Source organism: Aestuariibacter salexigens DSM 15300 (assembly GCF_000429145.1).
Taxonomy (GTDB): domain Bacteria; phylum Pseudomonadota; class Gammaproteobacteria; order Enterobacterales; family Alteromonadaceae; genus Aestuariibacter; species Aestuariibacter salexigens.
On record NZ_KE386852.1, the window covers coordinates 32274 to 48065 of the forward strand.

Genomic DNA, 15792 nt, shown 5'->3' on the forward strand with positions numbered 1-15792 from the left:
ATTACTCTGCAGACTTGTCATTTTGAAGGGCGAGGTTAAGTTCCAGCAGTCGTTCTGCTTTAGGGCCATTGCGACTTGCCCAGTCTCGCCACACCTGCTGGCTCAACTGTTGGATTTCTCGACGGGTTTGTTCAGGCATGGTCTCGATTTTACCGCCGTTTTCAGCAATCACCTGTTTAAAATGGGCTTCCATTTTATTCGCAGCGGATAAGGTATAGGCTTTTTGCTTTTCACCTTCCTCAATCATGATTGCCTGGATATCCTCCGGCAGCGCATTCCACACATCGAGATTTACCGTCAGCAAAATAGAAGGAAAACTCATATTTGCCATGGTGACATAGGGGGCAACCTCATGGTTACGCTGAAAATAGCCGGTAACAATGCCATTAAGCAGGGCGTCTGCCACACCGCGCTTGAGCGCCATATATTGTTCACTTTGCGGAATTGATGTATCGGGTGCAGCGTGCAGTTTATGCAATATCTCCGTAAACATCGGGCTGGTGGCTAACACTCTGAGGTTTTGCATATCCTCTACCGTATTTATTGTGCCTTGACTGCTGAATATATTGACGCTACCGGCGAACGTGGGGTACACCAACTGCAGATTTTTCTCCTGCATCGCTTGCGTGATCACCTCCAACGACTCGCCACTGTAGGCAGCTGCAGCCTGTTCTAGCGTATCAAAGGCAAAGGGCAAATAGACGCCCTGAAGCAAGGGAACCGTGGCCATCAAACGGGGCTGCAGAATAACCCCTATGTCGACCAGACCACGCGCAATAGCCCGGTGCATATTTTTGGGGCCGTAGAGCTGACCGCTGGGGTATTCGATAATTTCAATTCTGCCGCCGGAGCGTTCATTGACCGCTTTTACCCAGGCTCTACGAGATTGCGAGGAGAAGTGCTGTGGTGGCCCCCAGGAGGCCAGACGAAACGTCTTCGCTGATGTGTTTTCATCGGCGTAAAGAGGCAACGCCAAACTACACAGGCTAACGCCGATAAAAACCCGCAAAAAACGAAGCATTTCAACACCCTACTGCACAATGTAAATTAATTGTTATAGTCATCTTAACCGCATTCAGGATCAAGCGCAGTGTTGTGATTACGTGTTTAGGTGGCTGGGATTATTCGAAGAAACACGTCATTGCGTTGGCAAAAACGATCTCATTGGGGCACTAGCATACGTTAGTTAACCACCTGTGAAATGAGTGATAGCAGATATTTTTGTAACACCAAGTATACAAGTGGAGCCTCTGTCGGAGTACGGTATGACGGATGTCTGTTGAGTACGTATTCCGGACTGGCAGTGTTCTTTAAAACGTTTTCCGGTCTTATACTTAAAACCGACAATGATAATGTTTTGATTCAGACGTCAGTAAATTTGCAAACCGGTCACTGGCACTCAGCAAAAATATTCTTTGAATATTGAATAAGGCCTCTGCCATCAGAAAATGCGGCTTTAGAAGATATGAAATGAAACGCACACGTGACTGTTCACCAACCTGGAAATCACAGATTTTCGAGAATTGAAGGGAAAAACGCGTTAGTTTTTGCTTGTCACGCGAAGATTATTTCCATCAATAGTCAATGTTGGGTGGGAAAAATCGGTGATATCAACCTTTGCATTTGGATTAGCGGGGGGATTGGCAAACGCAAAAGCGGCAATCGCCTGCATGTGTTTTTCGGGTAACTGCACGTCTTCAATTGCAGAATCGGGTACCATTTCCTAGCTCACCACGACAATATTCGTCCCATGACGAAAGAGCAAGAAACTTCTCTGTTTGAAATACTGAGCTGAATTTGATGATGACAGCGCAGCCTCGGCGTCTTCCGAGTAAACAAAAACAATGTCGATGGCGATCGGAAAGTCAATGTTGTCATGTAGCGGGTATGAAATGCTGAGAGATTCAACAGCATTGTGTCGGATACCTAATATGGACGCGCAGCCTTCCGTTATAAAACAGATAATCACAACAATCACTAAACGATGACGCAGAAAACTATTCAGCATAAGACGTGTCCGTTTGCCGATTTGATACAGTTCAAATCTTGGCACGAGCGAAGCGAAATTGCTTGTATTAAAGAGTGATACGGATTTCGACAGCGTTCGTAACTACCGCAGACTTTCTACTTTTTTTAGGCTGCTATGAAATACGGACTCCTGCTACTACTTTCTGCAATGATAAGCGGATGCTCGATATTTGGTGACAACGGCGTGGAATCAGCGCCCTACACCCTGCTAAAGGCAGATAAAGACAACAATATTGAAATCCGAAACTATGATTCAATGATATTGGTCACTGCCCCGATGGACAAAGATGGCGAAAATAACGCGTTTCGCAAGCTGTTCAAGTACATCAGTGGCAATAACCAAGGCAGCAATGAAATTGCCATGACCGCCCCGGTGTTCATGGACAATCAAGCTCAGGAGGGTATTGGAATCGCGATGACAGCGCCTGTTTTCATGAACGAGCAAAGTGAAAGCCCTTCCATGTCCTTTGTCATGCCTGCTGACTTCACACTGGAAACCACGCCAAAGCCGAACGATCCTTCAGTTAAGGTCAGTGAGATAACCAATTACAAAGTAGCAGCCATCACATTCTCCGGCACACTAGGTGACAGTAACGTTAAAGAGCATACTGAGAAGTTAGAGGCCTGGATGAAGGCGCACGGATATGAGGCAGTCGGCGCGCCAGTCAAAGCGGGATACAACGGGCCACTCACTATTCCGTTTTTTCGGCACAATGAGGTGTTGATTCCTATCAACTAGCGAATTGGTGAGCAAGGAATGCAGCGTACCAGACCGTTTTGTACGCATTCCCGGTCTTAACAAAGTCAACCAACAACAGAGCGAGCAAGATAATCATATGACCAATGAATACAACGCCAGTAGCATCAAAATTCTGAGCAAGGCCGAAGCCGATGAGCGGTTCGGGTTTGCACTGGCTGATTCTATGGCTGAGCGTTACCCGCACCTTAATCGTGAATTTGTATTGAGCCTGGTAGAGGCGTGCAAATGGTCAGGTGATGACGCCGAACAGGTGACGCTGTACTACGCAACACATAAGCGTGAGGGTGTATCACCAAGCGAGGAATGTAGAGAAGCACATCAACAGGTACTCAGGGATAGACGATCAAAGCAATGGCGGTCTGAATAGCTGGTGACGGTATTACCAATCAGATATTCCCCAAGCTTTCTTCTGGTTTTTGAATGTCTGTCTTGTGCACTCAACAATAAATGTTGACCGGTCGCTTCAAGTACATTTTGATCATTCGTGTTCTTGATTTTGCACAAAATCGAATGTATGGAAATTGTCTTTAACCATCTTCCAAGTGGAATCACGATATGTGCACTTCCGCGCTTACTCAATATCTGTAACTTCTTGCTGTTAGATTTGCCATGTATCGGTTTGCTACCATGATTATATTCTCTATTTTATTCAGCATCGGGTATTTACAATAACTTGTTAAAAAATCCGAAGAGGGATCTTGAAATGAAAAATAAATTTATCTCCATAGTTGTCTTTATAAATTTTCTAACTCAGGTTTTAGCGGCCGAAAATATGGATTATCAGATGCTTTTAAATGAAATCAATGAGGGGGTTATCAAAGAAGTCACAATAAACGGTAATGCAAGATAACGGGGGGGTTTTACCCCATTTCTGTCAATACCAAATAAAAAAGCCCACTATGCTGTGGGCCTTAGATTTTGAACAACTCATATCGAGAGATGGAGTTACTCGTCTTGATAGCTCTCAATCGACGGACATGAGCAAATCAGATTGCGGTCTCCGTATACGTCGTCGATACGGTTAACACTAGGCCAGAACTTGTTCTTCGCGACAGATGGCACCGGATAGGCTGCCAGATGACGGTCGTAACTGCGGTTCCAGTCGCTGTCACAGATATCTGCCAGAGTATGAGGAGCATTGTGCAGAGGATTGTCAGTGGCATCCCACTCACCGCTTTCAACTTTGGCGATTTCCTCGCGAATACCGATCATTGCTTCGATGAAACGGTCCAGCTCTGCCTTTGATTCTGATTCCGTCGGCTCAATCATCAGCGTACCGGCCACAGGGAAACTCATGGTTGGCGCATGGAAGCCATAGTCGTTGAGGCGCTTCGCTACATCCATCTCGGTTACGCCACTGGCTTCTTTAAGCGGACGCAGGTCGAGAATACACTCGTGAGCGATGCGATTATTGCGGCCCTTATAAAGTACCGGATAGTGGCCATCAAGCTTGGTTGCCACGTAGTTCGCATTCAACATCGCTACTTCAGTAGCTTTCTTCAGCCCTTCGCTACCCATCATCTTAATATACATGTAGCTGATTGGCAGAATTGAGGCACTGCCCCAGGGAGCGGCAGATACAGCACCATTGCCTTTGTCGGTATTATCCAGCTCAATCACCTGGTGGTTGGGCAGGAAGGGAGCAAGGTGACTTTTCACCCCGATAGGGCCCATGCCAGGGCCGCCGCCACCGTGTGGAATACAGAAAGTTTTGTGCAGGTTCAGGTGTGAAACATCGGAGCCTATCAGCCCTGGCGAGGTGATCCCCACCTGCGCATTCATATTGGCACCGTCCATATAAACCTGGCCGCCATGCTGATGCACGATGTCACAGATTTCACGAATCGTTTCCTCGTACACACCGTGAGTGGACGGGTAGGTCACCATGATAGCCGCGAGTTGATCCGACATTTCTTCTGCTTTGCTACGCAAGTCATTAAGGTCGACGTTACCGTTCTTATCGCAGGCAACTACTACTACCTTGTAATTGACCATCTGCGCAGAGGCCGGATTGGTGCCGTGCGCTGAGCTTGGAATAAGACAGACATCGCGATGCCCTTCACCACGGCTTTCATGATAACGGCGAATCGCGATCAAACCGGCATACTCACCCTGCGCGCCCGAGTTAGGCTGCATAGAAAGTGCATCATATCCGGTAATGTCGAGCAGCCAGTCAGACAGCTCGTCAATCATGTGCTTGTAACCCTGGGCCTGATCCACCGGCGCGAACGGGTGCAGTTTACCGAATTCAGGCCAGGTTACCGGGATCATTTCAGCAGTGGCATTCAGCTTCATGGTGCATGAACCCAGTGAAATCATAGAGTGGTTCAATGCCAGATCTTTATCTTCCAGCGACTTGATGTACCGCAGCATCTCAGTTTCTGAGTGGTAACTGTTAAAGACCTCGTGTGTCAGAATGTCATTGGTGCGAAGCAGTGACTGCGGCATAGACGTTGAGCCCTGGGTCGTCACTTCAGCGTCCAGATTTTCGACGCTCAGACCGTGACCATCGCCAAGTAGTACATCAAAGAGCGCTTCAACATCTTTGCGCGTGGTAGTTTCGTCCAGAGAAACACCTACTGCCCCTTCAAGGTCGCTACGCAAATTGATACCGCGGTCTTGTGCGCGTTTCATAACGGTTTGCTTGTCATCGACCTGCACGGTCAGCGTGTCAAACCAGGTCGCATGTTTAAGCGCTACTTCTTTAGTCTGCAGACCACGGGCCAGAATATCTGTCAGGCGATGGATCCGCGATGCAATGGTTTTCAATCCCTCAGGGCCGTGATACACCGCGTAGAAAGAGGCGATATTGGCAAGAAGCACCTGAGCGGTACAGATATTTGAGTTCGCTTTCTCGCGGCGAATATGCTGCTCACGGGTTTGCAACGCCATACGCAGCGCCGGACGGCCACGGGTGTCTTTGGATACACCTATGATACGGCCCGGCAACGAGCGCTTAAACTTATCACGGGTGGCAAAAAACGCCGCGTGCGGGCCGCCGTAACCCATTGGCACGCCGAAACGCTGCGCACTGCCAAACACCACGTCAGCGCCAAGCTCACCTGGCGACTTCAATAGCACCAGACTCATAATGTCTGCAGCTACCGCAACGATTCCCTTATTTTCCTGCACTGCAGCAATGATGTCGGTCAAATCTTTTACTTCGCCCGTGGTTCCCGGGTACTGCAGTAATGCGCCAAAGACATCATTCTTTGCGGCATCGTCAGCACTACCAACCACCACGTCAAAACCAAACATTTCAGCACGGGTGCGAACCACATCAAGGGTTTGCGGATGCACATCATCGGCAACAAAAAACGTATCAGATTTCTTATTTTTTGATACCCGCTTGGCCAGCGCCATGGCTTCTGCAGCAGCCGTCGCTTCATCCAGCAGGCTCGCGGATGCAAGCTCAAGGCCGGTCAAATCAATGGTCATTTGCTGGAAGTTCAGGATTGCCTGCAGACGACCCTGGGCAATTTCTGGCTGATACGGCGTATAGGCCGTGTACCAGCCCGGGTTTTCCAGAACGTTGCGCAAGATAACATTAGGCAAATGGGTATCGTGATAACCCAGACCAATGAACGAGCGGAAAATTTTGTTCTTTCCGGCTACCGCTTTAAGCTCTTCCAGTGCTTCTACTTCGGTCTTGCTATCACCAATATTCAGCGGTGTGGGTAGACGGATACCGCCGGGTACAGTTTGCTGCATCAAATCGTCTAGTGACGATGCACCAACGGCATCAAGCATCTCGGCAATTTCTGCAGCGCCAGGGCCAATGTGACGACGGATAAAATCCTGCTTTTGCTCTAGCTGCTCAAGAGATACCGCGCTAGTGCCTTCGGTAGAAACGTTACTGGTTTGCATAAGTTTGGATAAGCCTTTAATTAAACGAACACAGGGCAATAATAAAAACGGGCACCTTGCGGTGCCCAAGCGAAGCCTGTGTAAAGATTATTCTTCGTCGATGCTGTTTTCGTATCCTTCAGCATCCAACAGATTGTCAACTTCTGACGCATCCTCTGCCTTGATTCGGAACATCCAGCCATCACCGTACGGGTCGCTGTTAACCAGCTCTGGTGAGTCTTCCAAATCTTCATTGACGGCCACAACTTCACCACCGATAGGAGCATACACGTCAGACGCTGCTTTAACCGATTCAGCCACCGCACAGTCTTCTCCAGCGCTCACACTTGAGCCCACCTCTGGCAATTCTACAAACACCATGTCACCTAGCAGTTCTTGTGCGTGCTCAGAGATACCTACAGTGTAGGTGCCGTCACCTTCATTGCGCACCCATTCGTGGGTAGACGCATAACGTAATTCAGATGGGATGTTGCTCATAATTTTTCCTTCAAAACTTGTTTATAAAACACTTTTGCCATTGCGAACGAAACTGGGCTTAACCACTTTTACTGTAACCCACTTTTTGCGCATTTCCACTTCCACCGTGTCACCCACACTGGCAGGCACACGAGCCATCGCAATGCTATGACCCAGAGTCGGCGAGAAGGTGCCTGAGGTGACCATGCCTTCGCCCGCTTCACAGCGCACTTTCAGGCCAGCACGCAGTACACCCTTATCGGTCATGACCAGACCGACCAGCTTGTCTGTACCTTGCTGTTTTTGCTGCTCCAGTGCCTGACGTCCAACAAAATTGCGCTCTGCAGGCTCCCATGTGACGGTCCAGCCCATGTTGGCGGCCAGTGGCGATACAGTCTCATCCATATCTTGTCCATACAGATTCATTCCTGCCTCAAGGCGCAGCGTATCACGTGCCCCCAGTCCACATGGTTTGACACCAGCGGTGAGCAGTGCGTCCCAGAATTCACCAGCACGAGCAACAGGGACCATAATTTCGTAGCCCGCTTCACCGGTATAACCTGTGGTGGCTATAAACAGATCTTCGGCCTGTACACCAAAGAAAGGCTTCATGTCCTGTACCGCTTCTTTCTGGGCATCAGAGAATACACTGGCTGCTTTTTCTTTGGCATTCGGTCCTTGCACCGCAATCATGGCGAATTCCGGACGCTCAGTGATAGTCACTTCGAAGCCCTCTGCCTGGGTATTCAGCCAGTTGATATCTTTTTCACGGGTGGCTGAATTGACCACCAGGCGGTAGTTGGTTTCGTCAAAGAAATACACAATCAGGTCGTCAACGACCCCGCCCTGCTCATTGAGCATGCCGCTATAGAGCGCTTTACCTTTTTCTTTCAGCTTGGCAACGTCGTTAGCCAGCAAATAGCGCAGATAGTCTTTTGCCTGGGCACCGGTAATATCAACGATGGTCATGTGTGACACATCAAACATTCCCGCGTCCTGACGCACGGCGTGATGTTCTTCAATTTGCGAACCGTAGTTAATAGGCATATCCCAGCCAAAGAAGTCGACCATCTTGGCACCGGCTTCGAGGTGCTTAGCGTGGAGGGCAGTATGATTGCTCATAGCAATGATTCCGTTGAGTGAATTGGCACGAAGTATAGAAACGCCGGTGCATAACAACAAATTGGAAATACAAATAATTACATTAGCTTTTTAAATGTATAGAATGTTTAGAATTGATTTTCCTTATCAACTTTAACTTCTAATATGCAGCAACTGTCTCTCGATGCCTTGCGCTCGTTCGTCACCATTGTAGACGTGGGTGGCTATGCTAAAGCGGGCGATATTCTTGGTCGTTCGCAACCGGCAATAAGCCTGCAGATCAGAAAATTGGAACAGCAGGTTGGCAAAAAGCTGTTCGACAAGGTGGGACAGCGTCATGAGCCCAATCGTGATGGTCGCCTGCTGTATCAGTACGCCAGACAGATGCTGACTATCAATGATGAGATTTTCAGCCACTTCACACCGTCATCGCTACGCGGTCGGTTAAGACTGGGGATCCCAAGTGAGTTTGCGTCAACATTGTTGCCCGGCATCATCGGCGAATTTAGCCAGTCCTACCCCGATGTCACACTGGAAGTGACGTCTGCGCTGAGCAGACAGTTACTGACTGAGCGTCAGTCCGGACAGTTCGACCTTATTCTGGCCTTGGTCAACCCTGATGAACAAACACAAGGGGAAGTGATCCTTGAAGACCAGCTGGTATGGGTGGGCGAGCGCACTCAGCTCGTCCCAACTGAGTCCTTGTCACTGGTATTGGCACCGGACGGCTGCGTGTATCGCAGTCGGGTCATTGAAAAATTAAAGCAACAAACTACCGCGTGGCGGATAAGCTACACCAATGCCGATTTATATGGACTGATTGCCGCCATACGTCAGGGGCTTGGCATCACTGCATTGGCGCGCTCCAGTGTGCCCAAAGAACTGGAAGTGATACGCCATGCCGCTCTTCCTGCGCTGGGTACGATTAAAATTTGTCTGTTTAATCAGGATACCCAGCATCCTCAGGTGAGTGAGGCGCTGGGTCAATTCATTACAGCGCGGTTACGGCGCTAAGGTTTCAAGCGCGACAGTGGTATTGATGATTTGTTTGCCACTCGCATCGTGACCCGTAAAACGAATATGGGTATCGGCGGGCGATTCGCCCCAATCGATATCAATAACGGCAAAATGACTCCCTCGGTAAACAGGCCCTACTCTGTAGCGGTTCTCCTCATTTACCTCTTTGATGTCATCAGTCATGCCGCTGCTGGTAAAATCCCACATGGGATACGGCACGGTAAACCCAGCTAAGCCAGTATCTTTTGAGACTTCCATTAGATGGCGGTCGCCACTGATAAACATCACGCCCTGAGCGCCAGTTGAGGCAATCAGATCATACAGACGCTGGCGTTCGTGCGGCATATTACCCCAGGTTTCCCAGGCATGCTGATAGGCTACTACCTGCACGCTGCTGATAATGAACCGAATCTCAGCCGGTTGCTTGAGCTGCTCGGTCAGCCACTGCCACTGCGCCTCGCCGAGCATGGTCCCAGTGTCATCCTTATTAGGCAGATAAGGTCCTTTGTTGTCAGGACGACCGGCAGGATTACGCGTCAGCGCCGTGCGATGAAAGCGCGTGTCCAGCACAATGACCTGCACACGGCGACCTGGCTCGCCCATTATCCTGGCGTGATAAATACCTTGTTGTGTTCGCACAGGGTCATCATCCGCAAAGCCAAAAAAATCCAGGAACGCCTGCTGGCTAACAGATTTAAGCGGGTAGTCTGCGCCACCGTCATTAAGCCCATAATCATGATCATCCCAACTGCCTATAAATGGTGTCTTTTGACGGAACGCAGCAAATTCGGGAACGTTGGCTAATGCACCGTAAGCGTTGCTGAAGCGTTGAGGGTCAAGGACCGGACCATCCAGCCAGGTACCATGCCGGTCGACATCGGCATACACATTGTCACCGATAAACAAGAACAGGTCGGGTTCTTTATCGGCAATCGTGGTCCAGATAGGTTGAGGTAAATGCTGCTTTGCACAGGAGCCGATGGCAATGCGTGACACCTCAGCAGGAAATGACACGCCGTCATAGGAGTAACCATGTAAAGGCAGCATTAACAGCAGGCTATACCCCAGCGTTTTTAGCCATTTGGTGATGCGATGGCGAATTGTAGCGCGGCTATTTACGCAATTCATTGTGACAAAGGCCTCGGATTTGTCTGGCTCAAATTACCTGTCATACTACAGCAACTCAACTTGCCAGGCATATGACATAACAATGAAAATTCGCTTACCTCTATTGCTTACCCTGTGTTTGATATTCAGCGCCTCAGCGCTATCTAAAGCCGGTGCGCCTGCGCCGCAGCGCGATGCAGATGAAGGAAATGGTCCCCATAAGCGCTTGATCCTGCGCGGCATTAATCTGATAGATGGTGCTGGTGCGCCAATGCGTGGGCCCCTGGATATCGTGATTGAGAACAATCGCATTACCAACATCGTCAGCGTCGGCTATCCGGGCGTGCCCATAAAACCTGAAGGTAGACCTCAAGCGAATCCCGGCGATGTTGAAATGGATTTACAAGGTCACTATGCCCTGCCCGGTTTTATCGACATGCATGGTCACATTGGCGGCTCTGCTGACGATATCCCCGCCGAGTATGTATTTAAATTGTGGATGGCGCACGGCATTACTACTGTGCGCGAACCCGGTAGCTTCAATGGACTGGACTGGGTAATGGTTCACGTCGAGCGCAGCCAGAAAAACACCATTGTCGCTCCACGCATTGTGCCTTACCTGGGCTTTGGTATGGGCGCTGACTCACCTATTTATACCGCCAAACAGGCCCGCGATTGGGTGAAACAAACCGCCCGTGACGGCGCCAAAGGCATTAAGTTTTTCGGCGCCAGTCCTAAAGTGATGGAAGCCGCTCTGGATGAAGCGAAAAAGCAGGGACTGGGCACCATGATGCATCACGCGCAGCTCAACGTGGTGCGCATGAACGTGCTGGACTCTGCGCGCCTGGGCCTGACGACAATGGAACACTGGTACGGTTTACCCGAAGCACTGTTTGAAGACCAGGTGATTCAGGATTACCCCTCCCATTATAACTACAACAATGAACACCATCGTTTTGCCGAGGCAGGAAGACTGTGGAAACAAGCCGCTAAGCCAGGCAGTGAACACTGGAATGCCGTGCGTGACGAACTGATCGATTTAAACTTTACATTGTCTCCCACCATGACCATCTACGAAGCGAGCCGAGATCTGATGCGTGAGCGCAACGCGGAGTGGCATGAAGACTACACGCTGCCTACGCTGTGGGACTTCTTTACCCCAAGTCGTTATGCCCATGGCTCTTACTGGTTTGACTGGACAACCGATGATGAAATCGAGTGGAAGGAAAATTTCCGTATCTGGATGCAGTTCCTGAATGATTACAAAAATCATGGCGGTCGCGTTACCACAGGCTCTGATTCAGGTTATATCTACAAAATTTACGGCTTTGGTTATATCCGTGAACTGGAACTGCTGCGTGAAGCAGGCTTCAATGCTTTGGAAGTCATTCAGGCGGCCACCATCAATGGCGCTGAAGCACTCGGTATGCAGGACCAGATTGGCTCTGTAGAAATCGGCAAACTGGCGGATCTGGTGATCCTGGACGAAAACCCGCTACAAAACTTCAAGGTCCTGTATGGAACCGGCCACTATAAACTGAACGACAATAATCAGCCCACCAGAGTCGGCGGCGTGAAATACACCATCAAGGACGGCATCGTATACGACGCTAAAGCCATGTTGGCGGATGTTCGCGAAATCGTAGAACAAGCCAAACAAGAAAATTAATGAAAAACGCCAGTTCCTTACTCCGGGAACTGGCTTTCACTGCCCCCGGCACGAGCCAGTACTGGCAGCTCGCCGCTCAGTCCCATGGCCTGCTGGATAAAAGACTGTTTAACGAAGGGCAATTTATCCACGCCACTTAAGCCCAGTCCGCGTACCAGCTTTAACACCGGATCGTGATTGGAGAACAAACGCTTAAACCCTTCCATTGCTGCAATCAGTTTCACCGCTTCGGTTTTTCTCCAGCGTTCAAAGGGCCGCAATAGCTCTGCATCGCCGATATCCTCGTCACGCTCAGCCAGAGCGTGTAATGTCTGTGCCAGCGCAGCAGCATCCAGCAATCCCAGATTCGCACCCTGCCCGGCCAACGGATGAATAGTGTGTACTGCATCACCAATCAGTGCAACACGATTGCTGACCCATTGTCTCGCATAGCGCATGCTAAGCGGGTAGCTGAAACGCTCATCAATGACCTCACAGACACCAAGCTGCATATCGAACGCAACCGATAGTTCATGACTGAACGCTTTTTCATCCAGCGACATCAGCCTTTGTGCCTGAGCAGTCTGCTGCGACCAGACAATTGAGCAAAGGTGTTCATCATATAAAGGTAAAAATGCCAACGGACCATATGGTGTAAACACCTGTCTGGCAGTATGAGCGTGGGGCCGTTCGGTACGCACGGTCGTCACAATGGCCTGATGGTCATAGTCCCAGAACGTAAAAGGCAAACCGGTTTGCTGTCGCACAATCGAATTCGCCCCATCTGCCCCCACCAATAAACGCGCGGACAAGGCGCTGCCATCGGCCAGGGTAATGAACGCTTCTCGACTGCCGACCGCAATTTTTTGCAGCCTTTCAGCAATGATTTCTGCATTGCTTTGTTTGCTGACCTTTTCCCACAATGCGCGTCGTATCGCCTGATTCTCGATAATATGACCCAGCGCCTGCTGATGGACATCTGCTGCATCAAAATCAATACTGGCAAAACTGTCCTGTTCCCATACGTGCATATGGGTATATTCAGCCAACCGCTGACTCGTAATTTCCGACCATACATCCAGGCGCTGCAGCATACGCTGACTGGCAACGCTGACCGCGCTGACTCTGCGCTCAGGCGTCTCGGTGAGAGGCCTGCTACCATCATCTGCGTCGATAATGGCAATGCTCAACGGCGCAGCATGCAGAGCGCGTGCTAATAGCAAGCCAACCATGCCGCCGCCGACAATGACGACATCAACACTACGCACGCTTGCCTCCTGACAACATCGCACCATTCAGTCCCATTGCCTGATAGGCAAAACGCTTTTTCAAAAATGGCAGCAATTCCATCCCAAGCAACCCAAGATTTCGCCCCACCGTAAGTGGCAGTGCGTTGTTTGAAAACATTCTGACCAGACCATCGGTCAAACCGATGACACGCTGCCGGTCTGTCATCCTTGCGTCTCTATAATGCGCAAGTACCCGATGCGCACCACAGTCGTGCTGATTGCTAAGCACGGAGATCAATGCGGCGACATCACGTAACCCCAGATTCAATCCCTGTCCGGCAATAGGATGTAGGGTTTGCGCAGCGTTACCCATCGCGATCTGACGATGAGCTATCACGCTTTGCAACTGTTTCAGCGATAGCGGGTACGCGTCGCGTTTACCGACGTGTCTGACGATGCCCTGTCTGAAACCCAGCGCTCGCTGCAACTTTTGCATGAATACTGCGTCGCTGTCATTTAATAGCGTATTTGCCTGCTGTGTGGATACGGTCCACACCAATGACATACGGTTTGTGCCATGTTGCTCACACATAGGTAACAATGCCAGCGGCCCATTCTCGGTGAATCGCTCATACGCCCAACCAGCATGCGGCTGACTCATGTCGACATTGGCGATAATCGCGGTTTGCTGGTAATCAGTGACCTCAGCAGGCACACCAAAAACATCATCAATATGCGCGCTACCCTGCGCATGCACAACTAGCTTGGTATGCAGAATTTCATCATTACCCAGCACCACTTCGACACTCTGTTGTTCTACCCTGCAGTGTTTTACTGATGCAGGATGAACCCGTGTAAATCGCTCGCAATGTGTATCAGCCTCACGCAATGCACCATGCAGCACATGTCCAAGTTCAGTCAGTTCAACGACCTTGCCTAACGCCCGCAATTGGTATTCATCACTGTGAAGTTGAACCTCACCCATGTGACCAGCATCGGTCACCTGAATATGTTTAATTGACGCGCCCGCTAGTGCCAATCCGAGAGACTGGAGTAACTGTAGAGATGCGGCGTTGAGTGCGACCGCACGGTTATCGAAACTCGGTGGAGGTTTGTTATCTGGTGGAGAGTGGGCTTCAACCAGCGCGACCGTTAAATCAGTATGTTGCAGCAGACCAAGGGCCAGACTGGCTCCTACTGGCCCGGCTCCGACGATGACGATATCCAGCATGTCTCTCAAGCCGTTTTACCTGAACTCATCAAAGCTTCAATATCAGCGATGTGTTTGGGCGCCGCTGCGGTCATATTAGTGTGTCCTGTTTCGGTGATCACAATGTTATCTTCAATGCGAATACCAATGCCCCGCCATTTTTCTTCAACGTCTGCATCCGGAGCAACGTATAGACCTGGCTCAACAGTCAGAACCATACCGGGCTGTAAAGGTCTGTCTTCGCCATTGACTTTATAATGACCCACGTCATGCACATCGAGCCCAAGCCAATGGCCAAGACCGTGCATAAAAAAGGCTCGCCAGCTTTTTTGCTCGAGGTTCTCCTGCAGGCTGCCTGACAATAATCCAAGTTCGATAAGACCGTTGGTAATGACGTCGACACAGGCATCCATGGCTTGTTGAATGGTGTTGCCTGGCTTCAGATGCGACAGAGCAACGGTCTGCGCATCCAATACCAGCTGATAAAGCGTAGCCTGCGTATCGCTGAAGCGGCCATTGACCGGAAACGTGCGAGTGATATCTGCCGCATAACCAATATATTCAGCGCCTGAGTCAATCAGAATCAAATCGCCGTCCTGACAGACCTGACTATTCTCGGTGTAGTGCAAAATACAGGCATTGTCACCACTGCCCACAATGGTGCCATAGGCTGGGTATCGTGCGCCGTGCATAGCAAACTCATGATGCAGTTCGGCTTCCAGCTGATATTCATAACAGCCTGGCGACGCAAATTTCATTGCTCTTACGTGCGCTGCACAACTAATATCTGCTGCCTTTTGCATAACAGCCAGTTCAGCAGCAGACTTAAACAGCCGCATTTCATGGACTAACGGACGTAAATCGATCATGGTTGTCGGCGCCGCCTTGGTCTGTTTTGGCGCGCTGCGCAGAGATTCCATGGCGTCCTGCACCTCACTGTCGGCTAATGCATTGTGTCCTTGCGCGAAATACACATGCTGATGACCATCCAGATAATCTTCCAGCACATCGTTGAGCTCATCTCGTGCAAAGGTGGCGTCCATCCCATAGTCGATTTTTGCCTGCTCCGGCCCTATTCGCCTGCCGTGCCAAATCTCAGCCAACGGATTTTTATCCAGACACAGCAGTGCCGAATGGCGAGAATGATAACGCTGATGATTACTCAGGATCAGCCAGGCATCAGGCTCAGGGAAGCCGGTAAGATAGTAAAAATCGCTGTCCTGACGAAACGGAAATTCCGTATCATTACTACGGGTCACCAACTGCGCGGCTGGAATAAGGGCAATACTGTCAGGCTGCATCGCGTCTAAAAAGGCGTGTCGACGAAGAATAAATTCCTGTTGCGGTAACATCATTGATATAGCGCCCG

General features: G+C 50.0%; 14 protein-coding genes. 5 read left to right on the forward strand and 9 right to left on the reverse strand.

What is annotated here, in order from left to right; all coding sequences use genetic code 11:
- Nucleotide 1: 1 nt before the first annotated feature.
- Both G441_RS0116525 and G441_RS0116530 read right to left on the reverse strand, forming a co-directional pair.
- Nucleotides 2–1021 carry a TRAP transporter substrate-binding protein gene (locus tag G441_RS0116525; RefSeq protein WP_026377360.1) on the reverse strand — a complete coding sequence of 340 codons (1020 nt, stop codon included), beginning with the start codon at nucleotides 1019–1021 and terminating at the stop codon, nucleotides 2–4.
- A gap of 519 nt (nucleotides 1022–1540) precedes the next feature.
- Nucleotides 1541–1720: a hypothetical protein gene (locus G441_RS0116530; protein ID WP_026377361.1), complete on the reverse strand. Its 180-nt coding sequence runs from the start codon at nucleotides 1718–1720 to the stop codon at nucleotides 1541–1543.
- A 423-nt stretch (nucleotides 1721–2143) separates the two neighbouring features.
- On the opposite strand from G441_RS0116530, the gene G441_RS0116540 reads away from it, so the two are divergent.
- From G441_RS0116540 to G441_RS19740, 3 genes are all read left to right on the forward strand, one after another.
- A complete protein-coding gene (locus G441_RS0116540) occupies nucleotides 2144–2767 on the forward strand; it encodes an SOUL family heme-binding protein (protein WP_026377363.1) in 624 nt (207 codons plus the stop codon).
- 7 nt (nucleotides 2768–2774) lie between these two features.
- The gene (locus tag G441_RS0116545; RefSeq protein ID WP_026377364.1) at nucleotides 2775–3155 is read left to right on the forward strand and encodes an AfsR/SARP family transcriptional regulator; all 381 of its coding nucleotides are present in this window, start codon (nucleotides 2775–2777) and stop codon (nucleotides 3153–3155) included.
- Between the two features lie 336 nt (nucleotides 3156–3491).
- Nucleotides 3492–3638, forward strand: a complete 147-nt coding sequence (locus G441_RS19740; RefSeq protein ID WP_156896402.1) for a hypothetical protein — start codon at nucleotides 3492–3494, stop codon at nucleotides 3636–3638.
- A 95-nt stretch (nucleotides 3639–3733) separates the two neighbouring features.
- Here G441_RS19740 and gcvP read toward each other — a convergent pair whose 3' ends face one another.
- The 3 genes from gcvP to gcvT form a co-directional block, all read right to left on the reverse strand.
- On the reverse strand, nucleotides 3734–6655 hold the full coding sequence (gene gcvP / locus G441_RS0116555) for an aminomethyl-transferring glycine dehydrogenase (RefSeq protein ID WP_026377365.1): 2922 nt from the start codon (nucleotides 6653–6655) through the stop codon (nucleotides 3734–3736).
- Between the two features lie 87 nt (nucleotides 6656–6742).
- Nucleotides 6743–7132, reverse strand: coding sequence for a glycine cleavage system protein GcvH (gene gcvH, locus G441_RS0116560; RefSeq protein ID WP_026377366.1), 390 nt, complete (start codon nucleotides 7130–7132; stop codon nucleotides 6743–6745).
- Nucleotides 7133–7153: 21 nt separating this feature from the next.
- A complete protein-coding gene (gene gcvT, locus G441_RS0116565; RefSeq protein ID WP_026377367.1) occupies nucleotides 7154–8233 on the reverse strand; it encodes a glycine cleavage system aminomethyltransferase GcvT in 1080 nt (359 codons plus the stop codon).
- Nucleotides 8234–8377: 144 nt separating this feature from the next.
- On the opposite strand from gcvT, the gene G441_RS0116570 reads away from it, so the two are divergent.
- Nucleotides 8378–9226: a LysR family transcriptional regulator gene (locus tag G441_RS0116570; protein ID WP_026377368.1), complete on the forward strand. Its 849-nt coding sequence runs from the start codon at nucleotides 8378–8380 to the stop codon at nucleotides 9224–9226.
- Here G441_RS0116570 and G441_RS18995 read toward each other — a convergent pair.
- Nucleotides 9215–10357: an alkaline phosphatase D family protein gene (locus tag G441_RS18995; RefSeq protein ID WP_084407416.1), complete on the reverse strand. Its 1143-nt coding sequence runs from the start codon at nucleotides 10355–10357 to the stop codon at nucleotides 9215–9217. The two genes, G441_RS0116570 and G441_RS18995, sit on opposite strands and share 12 nt — an antisense overlap.
- An 82-nt stretch (nucleotides 10358–10439) precedes the next feature.
- Here G441_RS18995 and G441_RS0116580 point away from each other — a divergent pair, with 82 nt between their 5' ends.
- Nucleotides 10440–12005, forward strand: a complete 1566-nt coding sequence (locus G441_RS0116580) for an amidohydrolase family protein (protein WP_026377369.1) — start codon at nucleotides 10440–10442, stop codon at nucleotides 12003–12005.
- Between the two features lie 17 nt (nucleotides 12006–12022).
- On the opposite strand, the gene G441_RS0116585 is transcribed toward G441_RS0116580, so the two are convergent.
- The 3 genes from G441_RS0116585 to pepP are packed head-to-tail and all read right to left on the reverse strand — an operon-like array spanning nucleotide 12023 to nucleotide 15775.
- The gene (locus tag G441_RS0116585) at nucleotides 12023–13252 is read right to left on the reverse strand and encodes an FAD-dependent monooxygenase (RefSeq protein WP_026377370.1); all 1230 of its coding nucleotides are present in this window, start codon (nucleotides 13250–13252) and stop codon (nucleotides 12023–12025) included.
- Nucleotides 13245–14444 (reverse strand): 2-octaprenyl-6-methoxyphenyl hydroxylase, encoded by a 1200-nt coding sequence (gene ubiH, locus G441_RS19000; protein ID WP_051275683.1) that lies wholly within the window; start codon nucleotides 14442–14444, stop codon nucleotides 13245–13247. Before ubiH ends, G441_RS0116585 begins: the two co-directional genes overlap by 8 nt.
- Nucleotides 14445–14449: 5 nt before the next feature.
- Nucleotides 14450–15775: a Xaa-Pro aminopeptidase gene (pepP, locus tag G441_RS0116595; RefSeq protein WP_026377371.1), complete on the reverse strand. Its 1326-nt coding sequence runs from the start codon at nucleotides 15773–15775 to the stop codon at nucleotides 14450–14452.
- Between the last annotated feature and the right edge of the window lie 17 nt (nucleotides 15776–15792).

Coding starts and splice junctions, on each gene's coding strand:
- G441_RS0116525 (WP_026377360.1), bottom strand. CDS start 1,021: ATGCTTCGTTTTTTGCGGGTTTTTATCGGCGTTAGCCTGTGTAGTTTG.
- G441_RS0116530 (WP_026377361.1), bottom strand. CDS start 1,720: ATGGTACCCGATTCTGCAATTGAAGACGTGCAGTTACCCGAAAAACAC.
- G441_RS0116540 (WP_026377363.1), top strand. CDS start 2,144: ATGAAATACGGACTCCTGCTACTACTTTCTGCAATGATAAGCGGATGC.
- G441_RS19740 (WP_156896402.1), top strand. CDS start 3,492: ATGAAAAATAAATTTATCTCCATAGTTGTCTTTATAAATTTTCTAACT.
- gcvP (WP_026377365.1), bottom strand. CDS start 6,655: ATGCAAACCAGTAACGTTTCTACCGAAGGCACTAGCGCGGTATCTCTT.
- gcvH (WP_026377366.1), bottom strand. CDS start 7,132: ATGAGCAACATCCCATCTGAATTACGTTATGCGTCTACCCACGAATGG.
- gcvT (WP_026377367.1), bottom strand. CDS start 8,233: ATGAGCAATCATACTGCCCTCCACGCTAAGCACCTCGAAGCCGGTGCC.
- G441_RS0116570 (WP_026377368.1), top strand. CDS start 8,378: ATGCAGCAACTGTCTCTCGATGCCTTGCGCTCGTTCGTCACCATTGTA.
- G441_RS18995 (WP_084407416.1), bottom strand. CDS start 10,357: ATGAATTGCGTAAATAGCCGCGCTACAATTCGCCATCGCATCACCAAA.
- G441_RS0116580 (WP_026377369.1), top strand. CDS start 10,440: ATGAAAATTCGCTTACCTCTATTGCTTACCCTGTGTTTGATATTCAGC.
- ubiH (WP_051275683.1), bottom strand. CDS start 14,444: ATGCTGGATATCGTCATCGTCGGAGCCGGGCCAGTAGGAGCCAGTCTG.
- pepP (WP_026377371.1), bottom strand. CDS start 15,775: ATGTTACCGCAACAGGAATTTATTCTTCGTCGACACGCCTTTTTAGAC.